This is a genomic window from Salmonella sp. SAL-020, from assembly GCF_017372215.1.
Classification (GTDB): domain Bacteria; phylum Pseudomonadota; class Gammaproteobacteria; order Enterobacterales; family Enterobacteriaceae; genus Salmonella; species Salmonella enterica.
Window position 1 is genome coordinate 14446 of record NZ_CP071690.1, and the last position, 18327, is coordinate 32772.

The window sequence follows — 18327 nt, forward strand, 5'->3', positions numbered from 1 at the left end:
AAAAACACACCCTCTGTAATTTACAGGGCATGGTGAGCGGCCTCGCTATGCCCAGAATCTGGAGACAGATGACGATGGATATTTCAGTTACAGCAGCACAGCCGGGGCGTCGCCGCTATCTGACGCTGGTGATGATCTTTATTACCGTGGTGATTTGCTACGTCGATCGCGCCAACCTTGCCGTGGCTTCCATGCATATTCAAAAAGAATTCGGCATTACCAAAGCGGAAATGGGCTATGTCTTCTCCGCTTTTGCCTGGCTCTATACGTTATGCCAGATCCCTGGCGGCTGGTTTCTCGACCGTATTGGGTCCCGGCTGACCTATTTTATCGCTATCTTCGGCTGGTCAGTCGCGACGCTATTGCAGGGGTTTGCGACGGGACTATTGTCGCTTATCGGCCTGCGCGCTATTACCGGGATTTTCGAGGCACCAGCCTTTCCGGCAAATAACCGGATGGTCACTAGCTGGTTTCCGGAGCATGAGCGCGCATCCGCAGTCGGGTTCTACACCTCCGGACAGTTCGTCGGACTGGCATTCCTTACGCCGCTGCTGATCTGGATTCAGGAAATGCTGAGCTGGCACTGGGTCTTTATCGTCACCGGCGGTATCGGGATTATCTGGTCATTGGTCTGGTTTAAGGTTTATCAACCGCCGCGTTTGACGAAAAGCCTTAGCCAGGCGGAGCTGGAGTATATTCGCGATGGCGGCGGTCTGGTGGATGGCGATGCGCCAGCGAAAAAAGAGGCCCGCCAGCCGTTGACGAAAGCCGACTGGAAACTGGTGTTCCATCGTAAGCTGGTGGGCGTCTACCTCGGTCAGTTCGCCGTAAACTCTACGCTATGGTTCTTTCTGACCTGGTTCCCTAATTATCTGACCCAGGAAAAAGGCATTACCGCGCTAAAAGCGGGCTTTATGACGACCGTACCGTTCCTGGCTGCCTTTTTTGGCGTACTACTCTCCGGCTGGCTGGCGGATAAACTGGTGAAAAAAGGCTTCTCGCTGGGCGTGGCGCGCAAAACGCCGATTATTTGCGGTTTGCTCATCTCCACGTGCATTATGGGCGCTAACTACACTAACGATCCGTTGTGGATTATGGCGTTGATGGCGATAGCTTTCTTCGGCAACGGATTTGCGTCCATTACCTGGTCGTTAATCTCTTCGCTTGCGCCGATGCGGTTGATTGGCCTTACCGGCGGTATGTTTAACTTTATCGGCGGGTTGGGCGGGATTAGCGTACCGTTAGTGATTGGTTATCTGGCGCAAAGCTACGGTTTTGCTCCGGCGCTGGTCTATATCTCCGTTGTGGCCCTGCTGGGCGCGCTGTCTTACATCCTGTTAGTGGGCGATGTGAAACGCGTCGGATAAGTTGGCCGTGGCGAGCCGGAAGCTATTATGGCGAAGGATGATCGGCTATCCATGCGTCGAGCGCCGTCACCCCCTGCGTCACGATAGTTTTAATATCTATATCGCTTAGCGGTTGCAATTCCAGCTCCCGACAGGCTTCGGTTGCCTGCGTCATCCCCAGGCTGGCGCAGCCGCTTTTTAATTTATGCGCCAGCCGCTTAATGTTAACGTCGTCATTCATGGCGCGCGCCGCCTCGATCTCCTCGACTAAAGGCAGCGCGCTGTCTTTGAATAACGCGATCCATTGCCGGAGTTTTTCCGGGCCGACAGACGCCATATCGCCGGCAAGCTGATGTTCATTCAGCATCGCCCGCGCGTTGTGAGATTTGCCCTGTAAATAGTGAGCTATCATGCGGTAAAGCTCCTCGCGGGGAACGGGCTTTTGAATAATCCCGCAGAAAAGACCGGCGGTACGCTGACGAAGATTATCGTCTATCACATGCGCGCTAAAACCAATGCGTTTCATGGCGGGATACTGACTCATCAACTGCTGCGCCAGGGTTAAGCCGTCATAATCCGGTAAATCAAAATCCACCAGCGCCACATCAAAGGACTCGCCTTCGGCTAAACAGCGTAGCGCGTCATTCGCGCTTTCAGCTACTGAGACCTTCACCCCTTTACCCGTGAGCATTTCAGCGGTAATACGCTGCGTCAGCATATTATCTTCAATCAGCAACAGGCGTAATCCGTTAAGATTTATCGGTTTCCTGAACGCACTTTTGCTTGCGGGTTTGGGGTGGCGAACCGGCAGTTGTAAACGAAAACAACTGCCAACATGAAGCGTACTGGTGACGGTTAGCGTCCCGCCCATCGCCTCTGCCAGGCTGGCGCTGATAGCCAGCCCCAGGCCCGTCCCGCCCCGGCGTCCTGTCGCCTGCACAAACGGTTTGAAAATAGCCGTCAGCTTCGCTTCAGGGATACCGCATCCGGTATCTTCAACCTCAATAAACCAGCTCTGATCGTCGCAAAACGTGCGCAGCACTATGCTGCCGCGATCGGTAAATTTCGCCGCATTACTTAAAAGATTAATCACAATTTGACGTATCCGGCGCGGATCGCCTTGTAGCGTGGAGGGGAGTTGCTCGCTAAAGTCGGCGATGAGCGCCACCTGCACGCGGCTGTGCATTAAATGCAGCGCGCTATTCAACAATTGTCGCGGTTCAAACGGCTCCTCGCTAATAGAAACGTTGGTGCCGCCTACTTCAATCGCCGAGTAATCAAGAATATCGTTAAGAATCGCCAGTAGCGATTCGCCTGAATCATTAATGGCCTGTAAGTCGTCGCGGTAGTTTGCCATGAGCGGTTTATCGGCCAGCAATTGTACCGTACCGAGAATGCCGTAAAGCGGCGTGCGAATTTCATGGCTCATGGCGGCAAGGAACGTCGATTTCGCCTCGTTGGCCTTTTCCGCTTCGGCGCGCGCCTGCCGGTGTTCCAGCACCAGCGCATGAAGCTCCGCCGTTTGCGAACGCACCTGTTCCGCCAAATCCTCACGATGGCGGTTCAATTTGCGCACGTTGGCGCGAAACGCTTCCATCAGACGGCTGATGGTATCCAGTTCGCTGACGCCAGCCGCCTCCGGAAACGGTGAGTCAATATCGCCCTCCAGTAGCCGCTGTAAGGCCTGCGTTTGTTGCGCCAGCGGGCGGGATACGGAACGGTAAACCACTCGCCAAAGAATAAAACTTAATGAGCACAGCGCCAGGATACCTAAGATCACTAACCCTATTTGCCCACGCTGACTGGCGTGTGTAAGACGCGCTAACCCAGCCTCGTTTCGTTTTTCGATGGCGTTCACCAACTGCGACACTTCCGTACTGAAGCGGGTAAACTGAAAGAGGTTATTGGCCATAAGCGTTTGAAGCTGGTCGCGGATAGCGTTTTCCTTACGAAACAGGGTAACCAGTGTGGTGTACTGATTTATTTTCTCCAGCGCGTCGGCGATTTGGGCGCGAACGGTAGGATCTTCTATACGCTGCTGGCGGCGGGATAAAATTTTAACCAACTGATTAAGTTTTTCATCGGTGTCCTCGGCATCGCTCAGCCCTTGCGCGTCTTTTAAGGTCACAATGAGCAGCTTAAACCGCAGGGCATTGACCCGCAACTCATTCATCTGATTCACATACTCAAGGTCGATATCAATCAATCGGTCAAGCGCGCGTTCAGCCTGGTCCCCTTTACCGCTTTCGATAAGATCGTAAATACCGGCTTGGGTGGCGCCCGCAGATGTCGCTGCATTATTGGCCTGACCGTGAGCCTGGGCGGCAATGCTTTCCGCCGCCTCCGCAATCTGGCGGCTTAACTGCTGTTGCTGTGCGCGCAGCGTGAGAATTTCACCGACCAGCGTTCCCTGTTGCCCAAGCGTTTGCGCAATCTCTTTTTCTTGCCGGGCGATGGCCGAGGTATTAAACCCCTGCTCGCTTAATGCCTGCAAAAGATGGTTAATTTTAAGGCTTTGCGCTTTCAGCATCTTCCCCTGCGCCAGCCAAACGCCCTCACTGTCGGCATTGGTCAGATTTTGCGCGGAGAAGAGCTCGTAAGCGCTGGCTTCGCTTAACTGCCTGGCCATATTCATCGTGGGGAGCAGCGCTTGCGTATTGGTTTGCTCCACCTGACTAATGACGCGCAGGCTTATCCAGCCGATCACGGTGCTGAGCAGGGTGAGTGCCGCCATCAGGGCGAAGGCCAGCCATAATCTGCGGGTCAGTGAAGGCGTTGACATTTATGCGCTGCGGGTGAAATGGGTTGAGTTGCCGCCGGAAAAACCATTAGGATAAAACCTTATTGCTGGTGGGGCTATCATGCGCGCGCTTATTTCGTTCTTTTTTTTGATAATCATCGTCTCGAATGTAGAAACGGCGTCAGCCGAAACCGGACTGCTACACTGGACGCGCGCCGATCGGGCGATTCCCTGGCGGCAAACGTCAGTCAATGCGAGTAAACCCTGGAAACTGTGCGCATTATACCCCAGCCTGAAAGATTCTTACTGGTTGTCCGTCAACTACGGGATGCAAAAAGCGGCCAAATTGTATGGCGTTGATTTAAAAGTGCTGGAAGCGAATGGCTATCGGCAACTGGCGACGCAACAACAGCAAATGACGCAGTGCCGGGAGTGGGGCGCCGACGCTATTCTGCTTGGCAGCAGTACCATTCGTTTCCCGGAACTGGAACGGTATGCCGGTAATGTGCCGGTTATTGAAGTGGCGAACGTGATACGCGACGCCAGCGTGGCAACTCACGTCGGTCTGCCGTGGTTTCAGATGGGTTATCTGCCGGGACGTTTCCTGGTGCAGTGGAGCAAAGGAAAAACGCTTAACGTTTTACTCTTCCCGGGGCCGGAGGAAGCTGGCGGCAGTCAGGAGATGGTGGCGGGTTTTCGTCAGGCAATTAAAGGCAGCGCCATCAACATTGTGGATATCGCCTGGGGCGATAACGACATTGAAGTGCAGCGAAACTTACTCCAGGAAATGCTGGAGCGTCATCCGGACGCCAATGTGGTCGCCGGGTCGGCGATAGCGGCGGAGGCGGCGATGGGCGAAGGGCGAAATTTGACGACTCCGCTCACGATCGTCTCATTTTATCTGACGCATCAGGTTTATCGCGGTTTAAAACGCGGCCATATCCTGATGGCGCTCAGCGATCAGATGGCCTGGCAGGGAGAATTAGCGATAACGCAGTCGATTAAGGTCTTACAGGGGCAACCGGTGCCTGAAAATATCAGCCCGCCGGTGCTTATTTTGACGCATAACAACGCCGACAGCGCGCGCGTTCGCCGTTCGCTATCGCCTCCGGGATTTCGGCCCGTCTATTTGTATCAATACACCTCCGAGGCTAAAAAGTAGCCTTCGCCATGCTGTGTGACCAGCAGTTCCGGCGTAATTTTATGGCGTAAGCGGCGAACCAGGACATCAATCGTGCGGAGATCCGGGGTCTCTACGCGGCGGGCGGAAAGCATTCGCAGCAGACGTTCGCGATGCAGCACTTTGCCTGGGTTGGTCACAAAGGCCAGCAGCAGCTCGTACTCTGCGCGCGTAAGCTTAATGGCTTCACCGTTGTGCTCCAGCGTGTGATTCATCACGTTCAGGCAGTAGCCGGAAAACATATAGCAGTTTTCACTGGCATTTTGCGGCGTGGGGCGGGCCAGATCGATACGCCACAAAAGATTTTTTACCCGCACTACCAGCTCGCGCAGTTCCAGCGGCTTGGTGACGTAGTCGTCCGCGCCCATCTCCAGCCCGACGATGCGGTCGATTTGGTCGCAACGCCCCGTCACCAGAATAATGCCCACCGTGGAGCGTTCGCGTAGCGCCCTGGTCAGCATCAACCCGTTTTCGTCGGGGAGGTTGATATCCAGCAGGATCAGCGAAACGTGCTCATGCTCCATGATGTCGCGCAGGCCCGCGCCGCTGTCGGTCACTGAAACGCGATATCCCTCCTGCTCAAAATAGGCCTGTAATCTGGCCTGAGTAACAGGTTCATCCTCAACAATAACAATGTGATGTGACATCCTGCGCGCGGTCTCTTTCTGTTCATATCTGTTCATATATTGCCGTATCCCGTTCATCCTGACCAGTGACGCTGTTCATATTTGCGGAATAAGATCTGCGCATTAAACCATATAATTACAGGGGCTATTATGCGAAAACTCTGGAGAGCGCTACTCAGGCCAAGCGCCCGTTGGTCGATACTGGCGCTGGTCATTGTCGGGATTGTGATCGGCGTTGCGCTGATCGTGTTACCTCACGTCGGTATCAAACTGACCAGTACGACAGAGTTTTGCGTCAGCTGCCATAGTATGCAGCCGGTGTATCAGGAATATAAACAGTCCGTACATTTCCAGAACGCTTCCGGCGTACGCGCGGAATGCCACGATTGCCATATCCCCCCTGATATTCCAGGCATGGTGAAACGTAAGCTGGAAGCCAGCAACGATCTTTACCAGACATTTATCGCCCACTCGATTGATACCCCGGAAAAATTTGAAGCCAAACGCGCCGAGCTTGCCGAGCGTGAATGGGCGCGCATGAAAGAGAATAACTCCGCGACCTGTCGTTCCTGCCATAACTACGATGCGATGGATCACGCGAAACAGAACCCGGAAGCGGCGCGGCAAATGAAAATCGCCGCGAAAGAAAATCAATCCTGCATCGACTGCCATAAAGGGATTGCCCACCAGCTACCGGATATGAGCAGCGGTTTTCGCAAACAGTTTGATGAACTGCGCGCCAGCGCCAGTACGCATAATGACGGCGATACGCTCTATTCGCTGGATATCAAGCCGATTTACGCCGCTAAAGGCGATAAAGAACCGGCAGGTTCGCTGTTACCTGCTTCTGAAGTGAAAGTCCTTAAACGGGACGGTGACTGGCTGCAAGTGCAAATCGAAGGCTGGACGGAGACGGACGGTCGCCAGCGCGTGCTGACGCAGCTGCCCGGTAAACGTATTTTTGTCGCCTCGATTCGCGGCGATGTGCAACAGCATGTGAAAACGCTGGAAGAGACCACTGTCGCGGCGACTAATACTCAGTGGAGCAAATTACAGGCAACCGCGTGGATGCAAAAAGGCGACATGGTAAATGACATTAAACCGATTTGGGCCTATGCCGACTCCCTCTATAACGGCACCTGTAATCAGTGTCACGGCGCGCCGGACAAAGCGCACTTTGACGCTAACGGCTGGATCGGCACGCTCAACGGCATGATCGGTTTCACCAGTCTGGATAAGCGTGAAGAACGTACCTTGTTGAAATATCTCCAGATGAATGCGTCTGATACCACCAACACGCCGCACAGCGATAAGGGAGAACACAATGAAAAATAAGGACCCGTTACACGTCTCTCGTCGACGTTTTCTGGCGCAGCTTGGCGGTTTGACGGTGGCAGGAATGCTGGGGCCGTCACTGCTGACGCCCCGTAGCGCCCACGCGGCGGATGCCGTTGCGCCAGGCGCCGCGACGAAAGAGGGTATCCTTACCGGCTCTCACTGGGGGGCGATTCGCGCCACGGTGGTTGACGGTCGATTTGTGGCGGCAAAACCGTTTGAACAGGATAAATACCCGTCCAAAATGATCGCCGGCCTGCCCGATCACGTCCACAACGCGGCGCGTATTCGCTATCCGATGGTGCGCGTCGACTGGATGCGCAAAGGTCATCAAAGCGACACCTCGCAGCGCGGCGATAATCGTTTTGTGCGCGTCTCCTGGGATGAAGCGCTGGATCTGTTCTATCAGGAACTGGAGCGGGTGCAAAAAACCTACGGGCCGAGCGCGTTACTGACGGCGAGCGGCTGGCAATCTACCGGCATGTTCCATAACGCCTCCGGGATGCTGGCGCGCGCGATTGCGCTACATGGCAATAGCGTCAGCACGGGAGGGGACTATTCGACCGGCGCGGCGCAGGTGATTTTGCCGCGCGTGGTGGGTTCAATGGAAGTGTACGAGCAGCAAACGTCATGGCCTCTGGTTTTACAGAACAGTAAAACGATTGTGCTATGGGGTTCTGATATGGTGAAAAACCAGCAGGCAAACTGGTGGTGCCCGGATCACGATGTCTATCAGTACTATGAACAATTAAAAGAGAAGGTTGCCAGCGGCGCTATCTCGGTCATCAGCATCGACCCGGTCGTCACCTCCACGCACGATTATCTGGGGCGCGATAAGGTCAAACATATCGCCATTAACCCGCAGACGGATGTCCCGTTACAACTGGCGCTGGCGCATACCCTGTACAGCGAGAAACTGTACGATAAAAATTTCCTCGATAACTACTGCGTCGGTTTTGACCAGTTCCTCCCCTATTTGCTGGGCGAGAAAGATGGACAGCCCAAAGATGCCGCCTGGGCGGAAAAACTGTGCGGTATTGACGCCGACACCATCCGCGCGTTGGCGCGGCAGATGGCGGGCGACAGAACGCAAATCATCGCTGGCTGGTGCGTACAACGTATGCAGCATGGCGAACAGTGGTCATGGATGGTCGTCGTGCTGGCGGCAATGCTGGGACAGATTGGTTTACCGGGCGGCGGCTTTGGTTTTGGCTGGCACTACAACGGCGCCGGGACGCCTGGCCGTAAAGGGATCATTTTAAGCGGCTTTTCCGGTTCGACGACCGTTCCGCCAGTGCACGACAGCACGGATTACAAAGGCTACAGCAGCACCATTCCTATTGCGCGTTTTATGGATGCCATCCTTGAACCGGGCAAGGACATTAACTGGAACGGCAAATCGGTTAAATTACCGCCGCTGAAGATGTGCGTGTTCGCCGGAACCAACCCGTTCCACCGACACCAACAAATTAACCGCATAATTGAAGGCTGGCGCAAGCTGGAAACGGTCATCGCTATTGATAACCAGTGGACGTCGACCTGCCGCTTTGCGGATATCGTTTTGCCGGCTACCACCCAATTTGAGCGTAACGACCTCGATCAGTTCGGCAACCACTCTAACCGCGGCATTATCGCCATGAAACAGGTGGTGTCGCCGCAGTTTGAAGCGCGTAACGACTTTGATATTTTCCGCGATCTCTGCCGACGCTTTAACCGTGAAGCGGCATTCACGGAAGGTCTTGATGAAATGGGCTGGCTGAAACGCATCTGGCAGGAAGGGAGCCAGCAGGGAAAAGGTCGCGGTATCCACTTACCGACTTTCGAGGTGTTCTGGAATCAACAGGAGTACATCGAGTTTGATCATCCGCAGATGTTTGTGCGCCATCAGGCTTTCCGTGAAGATCCGGACCTGGAGCCGTTGGGCACGCCAAGCGGTTTGATCGAGATTTACTCCAAAACGATCGCCGACATGCAATACGACGATTGTCAGGGCCATCCCATGTGGTTCGAAAAAATCGAACGCTCGCATGGCGGGCCGGGATCGCAGCGCTGGCCGCTGCACTTACAGTCCGTCCACCCTGATTTCCGTCTGCATTCCCAACTGTGCGAGTCGGAAACGCTGCGTCAGCAATATGCCGTTGGCGGCAAGGAGCCGGTCTTTATTAACCCACAGGATGCCAGCGCGCGCGGGATCCGCAACGGTGACATCGTGCGGGTATTCAATGCACGCGGGCAGGTACTGGCGGGAGCGGTAGTTTCCGATCGCTATGCGCCGGGCGTGGCGCGAATTCATGAAGGCGCCTGGTACGATCCTGATAAAGGCGGCGATCTCAACGCGTTATGTAAGTACGGCAACCCTAACGTATTAACGCTGGATATCGGTACATCACAGCTCGCGCAGGCGACCAGCGCGCATACGACGCTGGTGGAAATTGAAAAATATACCGGCCCTATGGATAACGTCACAGCGTTTAACGGTCCGGTCGAGATGGTCGCGCAGTGTGAATATGTACCCGCATCGCAGGGGAATCCGCATGATTAAGCAGCCAGCGCTTGCTCAGGAACAGTACGCCTGCGTATATGCATGGCTGGCGTTACTCTTTTTCCGGGAAGTGGATGATGAAGGGTTAATACAATTACAGTCCGCGGAAATCGCGGACTGGCTGGCGCTGTTAAAGCGTCAGCCAGCGCTGGCGGCGTCGGTGGCGTTACTCGAACAAAAAATTGCCGCGCTTAGCCTGCGTCAGGATGCGCAGCTGGAGCTGGCAGCGGATTTTTGCGGATTGTTCCTGATGACGGATAAAAAATCGGCCTTGCCCTACGCCTCGCAATACCCGCAGCAGGAACCCGGCATGATTAAACATTTATTGCTTGAAGCCGGGATGGAAGTCAACGACGATTTTAAAGAGCCGGCCGACCACCTGGCGATTTATCTGGAATTACTCAGCCATTTACATTTTTCATTGGGTGAATCGTTCCAACAACGGAGAATGAATAAATTACGCCAGAAAACATTGTCGTCATTACTGGAGTGGCTTCCGGAATTTACAAATAATTGCCTTAAGCATGATCCCTATGGTTTTTATGCTGCGTTAAGTCAATTATTGTTGGCTATCGTTCGTTTTGATGACGGAAAAGAGGATTTATCCATTGTTGCGGTTGAATAAACCCTGTGACGGGCATCGCAAAATAAATCTTACGATAGTCGGGGGTTATCATATCTATAGGTTTAGCCAATTGTAATTATTGATACCAATCAATATCCATGATGGGTTTGTATTTAGTATTGACGGGCCTCATGAGTAAAAAAATAAAATTTAATTAATCATGCCGCAATACCCCATAAGGATAGTGATATGAAAAAAATTACCCTCTATGCGACAACGGTTATCACCGTTGGGCTGTTATGTTATTTAGGTTTGTCCGGGTATGTATGGTATTACGACAAACAGCGCAGTAAAAAAAGCGATGTGCAGGCCTCGGTTGTGGGTGAAAATAATAAAATACTGGGTTATTTCAGGGAGAAAGGATGTGATTATTGTCATACGCCTTCCGCTGAATTGCCTTTTTATTCCTCTTTTCCGGTGGCAAAGCAGTTAATGGATTACGATATCCAGCTCGGTTACAAGTCGTTTAACCTGGAGGCGGTACGGGCCGCCCTGATTGCGGATACGCCGGTGCCGCAAAGCGAACTGAATAAAATTGAATGGGTTATGCAACATCAGACTATGCCGCCAACCCGCTATGTCGCGCTGCACTGGGCGGGGGGCGTCAGCGATAAAGAGCGTACTGACATCCTGAACTGGATAGCCGATCAGCGTGAGCGCAACTATGCCAGCGCCGATACCGACCCCGCGCACCGGAATGAACCCGTTCAGCCTATTCCGCGCAATATTCCCGTCGATGCGAAAAAAGTCGACTTAGGTTTCCGTCTTTATCATGATGAACGTTTATCCGGCGACAGCACAATATCCTGTGCGCATTGTCACGCGTTAAATGCGGGCGGTGTCGATGGCAGAAAAACCTCAATTGGCGTTGGCGGCGCGGTAGGACCAATAAATGCGCCGACGGTATTCAACTCCGTATTTAATATCGAACAATTTTGGGATGGTCGTGCTGCAACCCTGCAGGAGCAAGCAGGCGGACCACCGTTAAATCCTATTGAAATGGCCTCTAAATCCTGGGATGAAATTATTAGCAAGCTTGATAAAGATCCTGCCCTGAAAAAAGATTTCCAGGCGGTTTATCCGCAAGGATTTACCGGGGAAAATATTACTGATGCGATCGCCGAATTTGAAAAAACGTTGATAACGCCGGATTCCGCCTTTGATAAATGGCTACGTGGAGATGAAAATGCGCTGACCGCGCAACAGAAACACGGTTATCAATTATTTAAAGAGAATAAATGTGCAACCTGTCACGGCGGTATCATTTTAGGCGGGCGCTCTTTTGAACCATTGGGATTAAAGCGAGACTTTAATTTTGGCGAAATTACCGCAGCGGATATTGGTCGTATGAACGTCACCAAAGAGGTTCGCGATAAATTACGGCAAAAAGTCCCGGGCTTACGCAACGTCGCGTTAACAGCGCCTTATTTCCATCGGGGCGACGTACCGACGCTGGATGGCGCGGTAAAACTGATGCTGCGTTATCAGGTTGGCACCGATCTGCCGCAAAACGATATTGACGATATCGTCGCCTTCCTGGAAAGCCTGACCGGTGTTTATACGCCATATCAACCTGAATATGCGCAATGACAATGATGCTTGAAGCCAGAGATCTGTACTGCGAGCGGGACGAGAGGACGCTGTTTCGCGGGCTGTCGTTCACCGTGGAGGCCGGGGAGTGGGTGCAGGTCACCGGCGGCAACGGCGCCGGAAAAACCACCCTGCTGCGCCTGCTGACCGGGCTGGCGCGCCCGGACGGCGGGGAGGTGTACTGGCAGGGCGAGCCCCTGCGCCGCGTGCGCGACAGCTTCCATCGCAGCCTGCTGTGGATAGGGCACCAGCCGGGGATTAAATCCCGCCTGACGGCGCGGGAGAACCTGCACTTTTTCCACCCCGGCGACGGCGCGCGTCTCCCGGAGGCGCTGGCGCAGGCCGGGCTGGCGGGATTTGAGGACGTGCCGGTCGCTCAGCTCTCGGCCGGGCAGCAGCGCCGGGTGGCGCTGGCCCGCCTGTGGCTGACCCGCGCCGCGCTGTGGGTGCTCGACGAGCCGTTCACCGCCATTGACGTTAACGGCGTGGCGCGCCTCACCCGGCGGATGGCGGCGCACACGGCGCAGGGCGGGATGGTCATTCTCACCACCCACCAGCCGCTGCCGGGGGCCGCGGACACCGTCCGCCGCCTGGCGCTGACCGGCGGGGGGGCCGGGCTGTGATGTGGCGTGTCTTCTGTCTCGAGCTGCGCGTGGCGTTCCGCCACGGCGCGGACATCGCCGGCCCGCTGTGGTTCTTCCTGATGGTCATCACCCTGTTTCCGTTAAGCGTCGGGCCGCAGCCGCAGCTGCTGGCGCGTATCGCGCCGGGCATCATCCAGGTGGCGGCGCTGCTGGCCTCGCTGCTGGCGCTGGAGCGGCTGTTTCGCGACGACCTGCAGGACGGCAGCCTGGAGCAGCTGATGCTGCTGCCGGTGCCGCTGCCGGCGGTGGTGCTGGCGAAGGTGCTGGCCCACTGGGCGGTGACCGGCCTGCCGCTGATGATGCTCTCCCCGCTGGTGGCGCTGCTGCTGGGGATGGACGTGTACGGCTGGAAAATCATGGCGCTGACGCTGCTGCTCGGCACGCCGGCGCTGGGGTTTCTCGCCGCGCCGGGCGTCGCGCTGACGGCCGGCCTGCGGCGCGGCGGCGTCCTGCTGGGCATTCTGGTGCTGCCGCTGAGTGTCCCGGTGCTGATTTTCGCCACCGCGGCGATGGACGCGGCATCGATGCATTTACCCGTTGACGGCTATCTGGCGGTGCTGGGGGCGCTGCTGGCGGGCAGCGCGACGTTAAGCCCGTTCGCCACCGCGGCGGCGCTGCGCCTCAGCGTGCAGTAGCGCCCCGGCGCGACGGACATTTTACTGGTTTCAGGAGGTCAGGTGACAACGATGTGGAAAACCCTTCATCAGCTGGCGGCGCCGCCCCGGCTGTATCAGATTTGCGGCAGGCTCGTGCCGTGGCTGGCGGCAGCCGGCATCATCGCGCTGGCCACCGGCTGGGTCCGGGGCTTTGGTTTCGCCCCGGCGGACTACCAGCAGGGGGAGAGCTACCGCATTATGTACCTGCATGTCCCGGCGGCCATCTGGTCGATGGGTATCTATGCGGCGATGGCGGTGGCGGCGTTCACCGGGCTGGTCTGGCAGATGAAAATGGCCAGCCTTGCCGTCGCGGCGATGGCGCCGGTGGGGGCGGTGTACACCTTCATCGCGCTGGTCACCGGCGCGGCGTGGGGCAAACCGATGTGGGGCACCTGGTGGGTGTGGGACGCGCGCCTGACCTCGGAGCTGGTGCTGCTGTTTCTCTACGCCGGGGTCATCGCCCTGTGGCACGCCTTTGACGACCGTAAAATGGCCGGGCGCGCGGCGGGCATTCTGGTGCTGGTCGGCGTGGTGAACCTGCCGGTTATCCACTATTCCGTCGAGTGGTGGAACACCCTGCACCAGGGCTCGACGCGGATGCAGCAGAGTATCGACCCGGCGATGCGCTCGCCGCTGCGCTGGGCCATCGCCGGCTTCCTGCTGCTCTTTATGACGCTGGCGCTGATGCGGATGCGCAACCTGATTTTACTGATGGAAAAACGCCGCCCGTGGGTGAGCGAACTGATACTGAAAAGGGGGCACCGGTGAGTCCGGCATTTTCATCGTGGAGCGATTTTTTCGCCATGGGCGGGTACGCCTTTTTTGTCTGGCTGGCGGTGGCGATGACCGTGGCGCCGCTGGTGCTGCTGGCGCTGCACACGGTGCTGCAGCGCCGGGCCATTCTGCGCGGCGTGGCGCAGCAGCGGGCGCGCGAGGCGCGGATGCGTGCCGCACAGGCGCAACAGGAGGCCGCGTGAACCTGCGACGTAAAAACCGGCTATGGGTGGTCTGCGCGGTGCTGGCGGGCCTGGCGCTGACCACCGCCCTGGTCCTGTACGCGCTGCGCGCGAATATCGACCTGTTCTATACCCCCGGCGAAATCCTCTACGGCAAGCGCGAGACGCAGCAGCTGCCGGCGGTGGGCCAGCGCCTGCGCGTCGGCGGGATGGTGATGCCCGGCAGCGTCAGGCGCGACCCGGACTCGCTGAAGGTGAACTTCAGCCTCTACGACGCCGAAGGGTCGGTGACGGTGAGCTATGAGGGGATACTGCCGGACCTGTTCCGCGAGGGACAGGGGGTGGTGGTGCAGGGCACCCTGGAGAAGGGCAGCCACGTCCTGGCGCAGGAGGTGCTGGCCAAGCATGACGAGAACTACACCCCGCCGGAAGTGGAAAAGGCGATGCAGGAAAACCACCGCCGCCCGCAACGCGCTGATAAGGACACCTCATCATGATGCCTGAATACGGCCACGCGCTGCTGTGCCTGGCGCTCGGCGTGGCGCTGCTGCTGTCCGTTTACCCGCTGTGGGGCGTGGCGCGCGGCGACGCGCGGATGATGGCGTCGGCCGGGGTGTTCGCCTGGCTGCTGTTCATCTGCGTGGCGGGCGCGTTTTTCGTGCTGGTGCACGCCTTTGTGGTTAACGACTTCACCGTGGCCTATGTCGCCGGCAACTCGAACACGCAGCTGCCGGTGTGGTACCGGGTGGCCGCCACCTGGGGGGCGCACGAGGGCTCGCTGCTGCTGTGGGTGCTGCTGATGAGCGGCTGGACCCTGGCGGTGGCGGTGTTCAGCCGGCCGGTGCCGGCGGATATCGTCGCCCGGGTGCTGGCGGTGATGGGGATGGTCTGCGCCGGTTTTCTGGCGTTCATCCTGTTCACCTCCGGCCCGTTCGCCCGCACGCTGCCGGCCTTTCCGGTGGAGGGGCGCGACCTGAACCCGCTGCTGCAGGACCCGGGGCTGATTTTCCACCCGCCGCTGCTGTACATGGGCTATGTCGGCTTCTCGGTGGCCTTCGCCTTCGCCATCGCCGCGCTGCTGAGCGGGCGTCTGGACAGCGCGTTCACCCGTTTTGCCCGCCCGTGGACGCTGGCGGCGTGGGTGTTCCTGACGCTGGGCATCGTGCTCGGCTCGGCGTGGGCCTACTACGAGCTGGGCTGGGGCGGCTGGTGGTTCTGGGACCCGGTGGAGAACGCCTCCTTTATGCCGTGGCTGGCGGGCACCGCCCTGCTGCACTCGCTGGCGGTCACCGAACAGCGCGCCGGCTTTAAGGCGTGGACGCTGCTGCTGTCCATCTGCGCCTTCTCGCTGTGCCTGCTGGGCACCTTCCTGGTGCGCTCCGGGGTGCTGGTGTCGGTGCACGCCTTCGCCTCCGACCCGGCGCGCGGAATGTTTATCCTCGCCTTTATGGTGCTGGTCACCGGCGGCTCGCTGCTGCTGTTCGCCGTGCGCGGGCACAGGGTGCGTTCGCGGGTGAACAACGCGCTGTGGTCGCGCGAGTCGCTGCTGCTCGGCAACAACGTCCTGCTGATGGCCGCCATGCTGGTGGTGCTGCTGGGTACCCTGCTGCCGCTGGTGCACAAACAGCTGGGGCTGGGCAGCATTTCGGTGGGGGAGCCGTTCTTTAACACCATGTTCACCTGGCTGATGGTCCCCTTTGCCCTGCTGCTGGGGGTGGGGCCGCTGGTGCGCTGGGGCCGGGACCGGCCACGTAACATCAGGAAACTGCTGTGGGCTGCCGTTGTCACTACCCTGGTGCTGTCGGTACTTTTGCCGTGGCTGCTGGAAGATAAAATCATCGCCATGACGGCGGTGGGGATGGCGATGGCCTGCTGGATTGCGGTGCTGGCGGTGGCCGAAGCCGTACAGCGCGTGTCCCGCGGCACGAAAACCTCTCTCAGCTACTGGGGAATGGTGGCGGCGCACCTCGGGCTGGCGGTGACGATTACCGGCATCGCCTTCAGCCAGAATTACAGCGTGGAGCGTGACGTGCGGATGCGGGCGGGCGACAGCGTGACCATTCACGACTACCGCTTCACCTTCCGGGAGGTGCGGGACATCACCGGGCCCAACTACCGCGGCGGGGTGGCCCTCATCGGGGTGACGCGCCACGGCGAGCCGGAGGCGGTGCTGCACGCGGAGAAACGGCTCTACAACACCAGCCGGATGGTGATGACCGAGGCGGCGATTGACGGCGGGCTGACCCGCGACCTGTACGCCGCGCTCGGGGAGGAGCTGGACAACGGCGCGTGGGCCGTGCGCCTGTACTACAAACCGTTTGTCCGCTGGATATGGGCCGGGGGGCTGCTGATGGCGCTGGGCGGGCTGCTGTGCCTGGTGGACCCGCGCTACCGCCGCCGTAAACCATTGCCGGAGGCCGGATGAAACGCAACGTACTGTTATTACCGTTACTGATTTTTCTGCTGATTGCCGCGGCGCTGCTGTGGCAGCTGACGCGCAACGCGCAGGGGGATGACCCGACGAATCTCGAATCGGCGCTGACCGGGAAGCCGGTGCCGGCGTTCCGCCTGGAATCGCTGGAGACGCCGGGTCAGTACTATGAGGCGGAGGTGCTGACGCAGGGGAAACCGGTGCTGCTTAACGTCTGGGCCACCTGGTGCCCGACCTGCCGCGCCGAGCATCAGTACCTGAACCAGCTTTCTGCGCAGGGTATCCGGGTGGTCGGGCTGAACTATAAGGACGACCGGGCGAAGGCGGTGGCCTGGTTAAAGGAACTGGGCAACCCGTATGCGCTGAGTTTATCGGACAGCGACGGGATGCTGGGGCTGGACCTGGGCGTGTACGGCGCGCCGGAAACCTTCCTCATCGACGGCAGGGGGATTATCCGCTACCGCCATGCGGGCGATTTGAATGCCCGGGTGTGGGAGAGTGAACTGAAACCGCTGTGGGACAGATACAGCCGGGAGGCGGCGCAATGAGACTGTTACCGGGCATGGTGATGCTGATGCTGGTGCTGGTTATCTCCGGGTCAGCGCGGGCGACCACCGACGTGATGCCGTTTAAAGATGAAGCGCAGGAGCAGCAGTTCCGCCAGCTCACGGAGCAGCTGCGCTGCCCGAAATGCCAGAACAACAGCATTGCGGACTCGAACGCGATGATAGCCACCGACATGCGCCGCAGGGTGTATGACCTGATGCAGGAGGGGAAGAGCCGCCAGGAAATCATCGATTACATGGTGGCGCGCTACGGCAACTTCGTCACCTACGACCCGCCGCTGACCCCGTTGACGGTGCTGCTGTGGGTGCTGCCGCTGGCCGCCATCGTAGCGGGCGGGTGGATAATCGTTGCCCGCACGCGCCGGCGGGTGCGCCTGCGCCGGGAGCCGCTGCCGGCGGACACCCCGGTTTGCGGCGCGCGCGCCGGGTGGGGCGTTTACGTGCCGGGGGCCGTCATTGCGCTGGCGGTCGGCGCCGGCAGCTACGCCCTGACCGGCAGCTATCAGCAGGTCAGGGCCTGGCAGCAGGCAACGGCGCAGACGCCCGGGCTGCTGGCGCGGGCGCTGGACCCGGCGGCGCAGCCGCTGAATGAAGAGGAGATGGCGCGGCTGGCGCTGGGGCTGCGCACCCGCCTGCAGAATGATGCCGGCAATGTTGAGGGCTGGCTCATGCTGGGGCGCACCGGTATGGTACTGGGTAATGCCGGTACCGCCACCGGGGCGTATGCGAACGCCTACCGTCTGGCCCCGAAAAACAGCGATGCGGCGCTGGGCTACGCGGAGGCGCTGACGCGCTCGTCCGACCCGGAGGATAACCGCCGCGGCGGGGAGCTGCTGCGTCAGCTGGTGAGCCGCGACCACACGGATATCCGGGTGTTAAGCCTGTATGCGTTTAACGCCTTTGAGCAGCGGCGCTTTGGCGAGGCGGTGGCGGCCTGGGAGATGATGCTGAAACTGTTGCCGGCAGACGATACCCGGCGGGCGGTGATAGAGCGCAGTATCCGGCTGGCGCAGGAGAAATAAGACCCTGACGGCCCGGTGGCGCGGCGCCATCGGGCCTGGCTATCCCAACGATACGCTAAAGCCTGAAA

General features: G+C 58.3%; 16 protein-coding genes. 14 read left to right on the top strand and 2 right to left on the bottom strand.

Going from position 1 to position 18327, the window contains the following annotated elements; all coding sequences use genetic code 11:
* The first annotated feature begins 29 nt into the window (after window positions 1-29).
* Window positions 30-1367: an MFS transporter gene (locus J1G48_RS00065; RefSeq protein ID WP_000253524.1), complete on the top strand. Its 1338-nt coding sequence runs from the start codon at window positions 30-32 to the stop codon at window positions 1365-1367.
* A gap of 25 nt (window positions 1368-1392) precedes the next feature.
* Here the strand turns inward: J1G48_RS00065 and torS are convergent, their stop codons facing one another.
* Entirely contained in the window at window positions 1393-4128 is a 2736-nt protein-coding gene (gene torS / locus J1G48_RS00070; protein ID WP_000106946.1) for a TMAO reductase system sensor histidine kinase/response regulator TorS, read from the bottom strand.
* 79 nt (window positions 4129-4207) lie between these two features.
* Here torS and torT point away from each other — a divergent pair, with 79 nt between their 5' ends.
* Entirely contained in the window at window positions 4208-5248 is a 1041-nt protein-coding gene (gene torT, locus J1G48_RS00075) for a TMAO reductase system periplasmic protein TorT (RefSeq protein ID WP_001202049.1), read from the top strand.
* Here torT and torR read toward each other — a convergent pair.
* Window positions 5221-5913, bottom strand: coding sequence for a two-component system response regulator TorR (gene torR, locus J1G48_RS00080; RefSeq protein WP_001562512.1), 693 nt, complete (start codon window positions 5911-5913; stop codon window positions 5221-5223). The two genes, torT and torR, sit on opposite strands and share 28 nt — an antisense overlap.
* A gap of 129 nt (window positions 5914-6042) precedes the next feature.
* Here torR and torC point away from each other — a divergent pair, with 129 nt between their 5' ends.
* The 12 genes from torC (at window position 6043) to J1G48_RS00140 (ending at window position 18259) form a co-directional block, all read left to right on the top strand.
* Entirely contained in the window at window positions 6043-7227 is a 1185-nt protein-coding gene (gene torC, locus J1G48_RS00085; protein ID WP_001230254.1) for a pentaheme c-type cytochrome TorC, read from the top strand.
* Window positions 7217-9769: a trimethylamine-N-oxide reductase TorA gene (torA, locus tag J1G48_RS00090; protein ID WP_000790657.1), complete on the top strand. Its 2553-nt coding sequence runs from the start codon at window positions 7217-7219 to the stop codon at window positions 9767-9769. Before torC ends, torA begins: the two co-directional genes overlap by 11 nt.
* Window positions 9762-10394, top strand: coding sequence for a molecular chaperone TorD (torD, locus tag J1G48_RS00095; protein ID WP_000595416.1), 633 nt, complete (start codon window positions 9762-9764; stop codon window positions 10392-10394). Before torA ends, torD begins: the two co-directional genes overlap by 8 nt.
* 189 nt (window positions 10395-10583) lie before the next feature.
* Window positions 10584-11984 carry a cytochrome-c peroxidase gene (locus J1G48_RS00100; protein ID WP_000724474.1) on the top strand — a complete coding sequence of 467 codons (1401 nt, stop codon included), beginning with the start codon at window positions 10584-10586 and terminating at the stop codon, window positions 11982-11984.
* 5 nt (window positions 11985-11989) lie between these two features.
* Window positions 11990-12607 carry a cytochrome c biogenesis heme-transporting ATPase CcmA gene (ccmA, locus tag J1G48_RS00105; RefSeq protein ID WP_000888535.1) on the top strand — a complete coding sequence of 206 codons (618 nt, stop codon included), beginning with the start codon at window positions 11990-11992 and terminating at the stop codon, window positions 12605-12607.
* Window positions 12604-13263 (top strand): heme exporter protein CcmB, encoded by a 660-nt coding sequence (gene ccmB / locus J1G48_RS00110; protein WP_000990039.1) that lies wholly within the window; start codon window positions 12604-12606, stop codon window positions 13261-13263. Before ccmA ends, ccmB begins: the two co-directional genes overlap by 4 nt.
* A 51-nt stretch (window positions 13264-13314) precedes the next feature.
* Window positions 13315-14052: a heme ABC transporter permease gene (locus J1G48_RS00115; RefSeq protein WP_000266002.1), complete on the top strand. Its 738-nt coding sequence runs from the start codon at window positions 13315-13317 to the stop codon at window positions 14050-14052.
* Window positions 14049-14261, top strand: coding sequence for a heme exporter protein CcmD (gene ccmD / locus J1G48_RS00120; protein WP_000074113.1), 213 nt, complete (start codon window positions 14049-14051; stop codon window positions 14259-14261). Before J1G48_RS00115 ends, ccmD begins: the two co-directional genes overlap by 4 nt.
* The gene (gene ccmE / locus J1G48_RS00125; protein ID WP_001053610.1) at window positions 14258-14737 is read left to right on the top strand and encodes a cytochrome c maturation protein CcmE; all 480 of its coding nucleotides are present in this window, start codon (window positions 14258-14260) and stop codon (window positions 14735-14737) included. Before ccmD ends, ccmE begins: the two co-directional genes overlap by 4 nt.
* Entirely contained in the window at window positions 14734-16665 is a 1932-nt protein-coding gene (locus J1G48_RS00130; protein ID WP_000982507.1) for a heme lyase CcmF/NrfE family subunit, read from the top strand. Before ccmE ends, J1G48_RS00130 begins: the two co-directional genes overlap by 4 nt.
* The gene (dsbE, locus tag J1G48_RS00135) at window positions 16662-17219 is read left to right on the top strand and encodes a thiol:disulfide interchange protein DsbE (RefSeq protein WP_000828305.1); all 558 of its coding nucleotides are present in this window, start codon (window positions 16662-16664) and stop codon (window positions 17217-17219) included. Before J1G48_RS00130 ends, dsbE begins: the two co-directional genes overlap by 4 nt.
* On the top strand, window positions 17216-18259 hold the full coding sequence (locus J1G48_RS00140) for a cytochrome c-type biogenesis protein CcmH (RefSeq protein WP_001238342.1): 1044 nt from the start codon (window positions 17216-17218) through the stop codon (window positions 18257-18259). The genes dsbE and J1G48_RS00140 overlap by 4 nt, the downstream gene beginning before the upstream one ends.
* Window positions 18260-18327 lie beyond the last annotated feature (68 nt).

What these genes read in the sequence shown, in the direction of transcription:
- J1G48_RS00100 (WP_000724474.1), top strand. Translation starts at nt 10,584, where the DNA reads ATGAAAAAAATTACCCTCTATGCGACAACGGTTATCACCGTTGGGCTG.
- J1G48_RS00115 (WP_000266002.1), top strand. Translation starts at nt 13,315, where the DNA reads ATGTGGAAAACCCTTCATCAGCTGGCGGCGCCGCCCCGGCTGTATCAG.
- dsbE (WP_000828305.1), top strand. Translation starts at nt 16,662, where the DNA reads ATGAAACGCAACGTACTGTTATTACCGTTACTGATTTTTCTGCTGATT.
- torA (WP_000790657.1), top strand. Translation starts at nt 7,217, where the DNA reads ATGAAAAATAAGGACCCGTTACACGTCTCTCGTCGACGTTTTCTGGCG.
- torD (WP_000595416.1), top strand. Translation starts at nt 9,762, where the DNA reads ATGATTAAGCAGCCAGCGCTTGCTCAGGAACAGTACGCCTGCGTATAT.
- torS (WP_000106946.1), bottom strand. Translation starts at nt 4,128, where the DNA reads ATGTCAACGCCTTCACTGACCCGCAGATTATGGCTGGCCTTCGCCCTG.
- J1G48_RS00065 (WP_000253524.1), top strand. Translation starts at nt 30, where the DNA reads ATGGTGAGCGGCCTCGCTATGCCCAGAATCTGGAGACAGATGACGATG.
- J1G48_RS00130 (WP_000982507.1), top strand. Translation starts at nt 14,734, where the DNA reads ATGATGCCTGAATACGGCCACGCGCTGCTGTGCCTGGCGCTCGGCGTG.
- torT (WP_001202049.1), top strand. Translation starts at nt 4,208, where the DNA reads ATGCGCGCGCTTATTTCGTTCTTTTTTTTGATAATCATCGTCTCGAAT.
- torR (WP_001562512.1), bottom strand. Translation starts at nt 5,913, where the DNA reads ATGTCACATCACATTGTTATTGTTGAGGATGAACCTGTTACTCAGGCC.
- torC (WP_001230254.1), top strand. Translation starts at nt 6,043, where the DNA reads ATGCGAAAACTCTGGAGAGCGCTACTCAGGCCAAGCGCCCGTTGGTCG.
- ccmA (WP_000888535.1), top strand. Translation starts at nt 11,990, where the DNA reads ATGCTTGAAGCCAGAGATCTGTACTGCGAGCGGGACGAGAGGACGCTG.
- J1G48_RS00140 (WP_001238342.1), top strand. Translation starts at nt 17,216, where the DNA reads ATGAGACTGTTACCGGGCATGGTGATGCTGATGCTGGTGCTGGTTATC.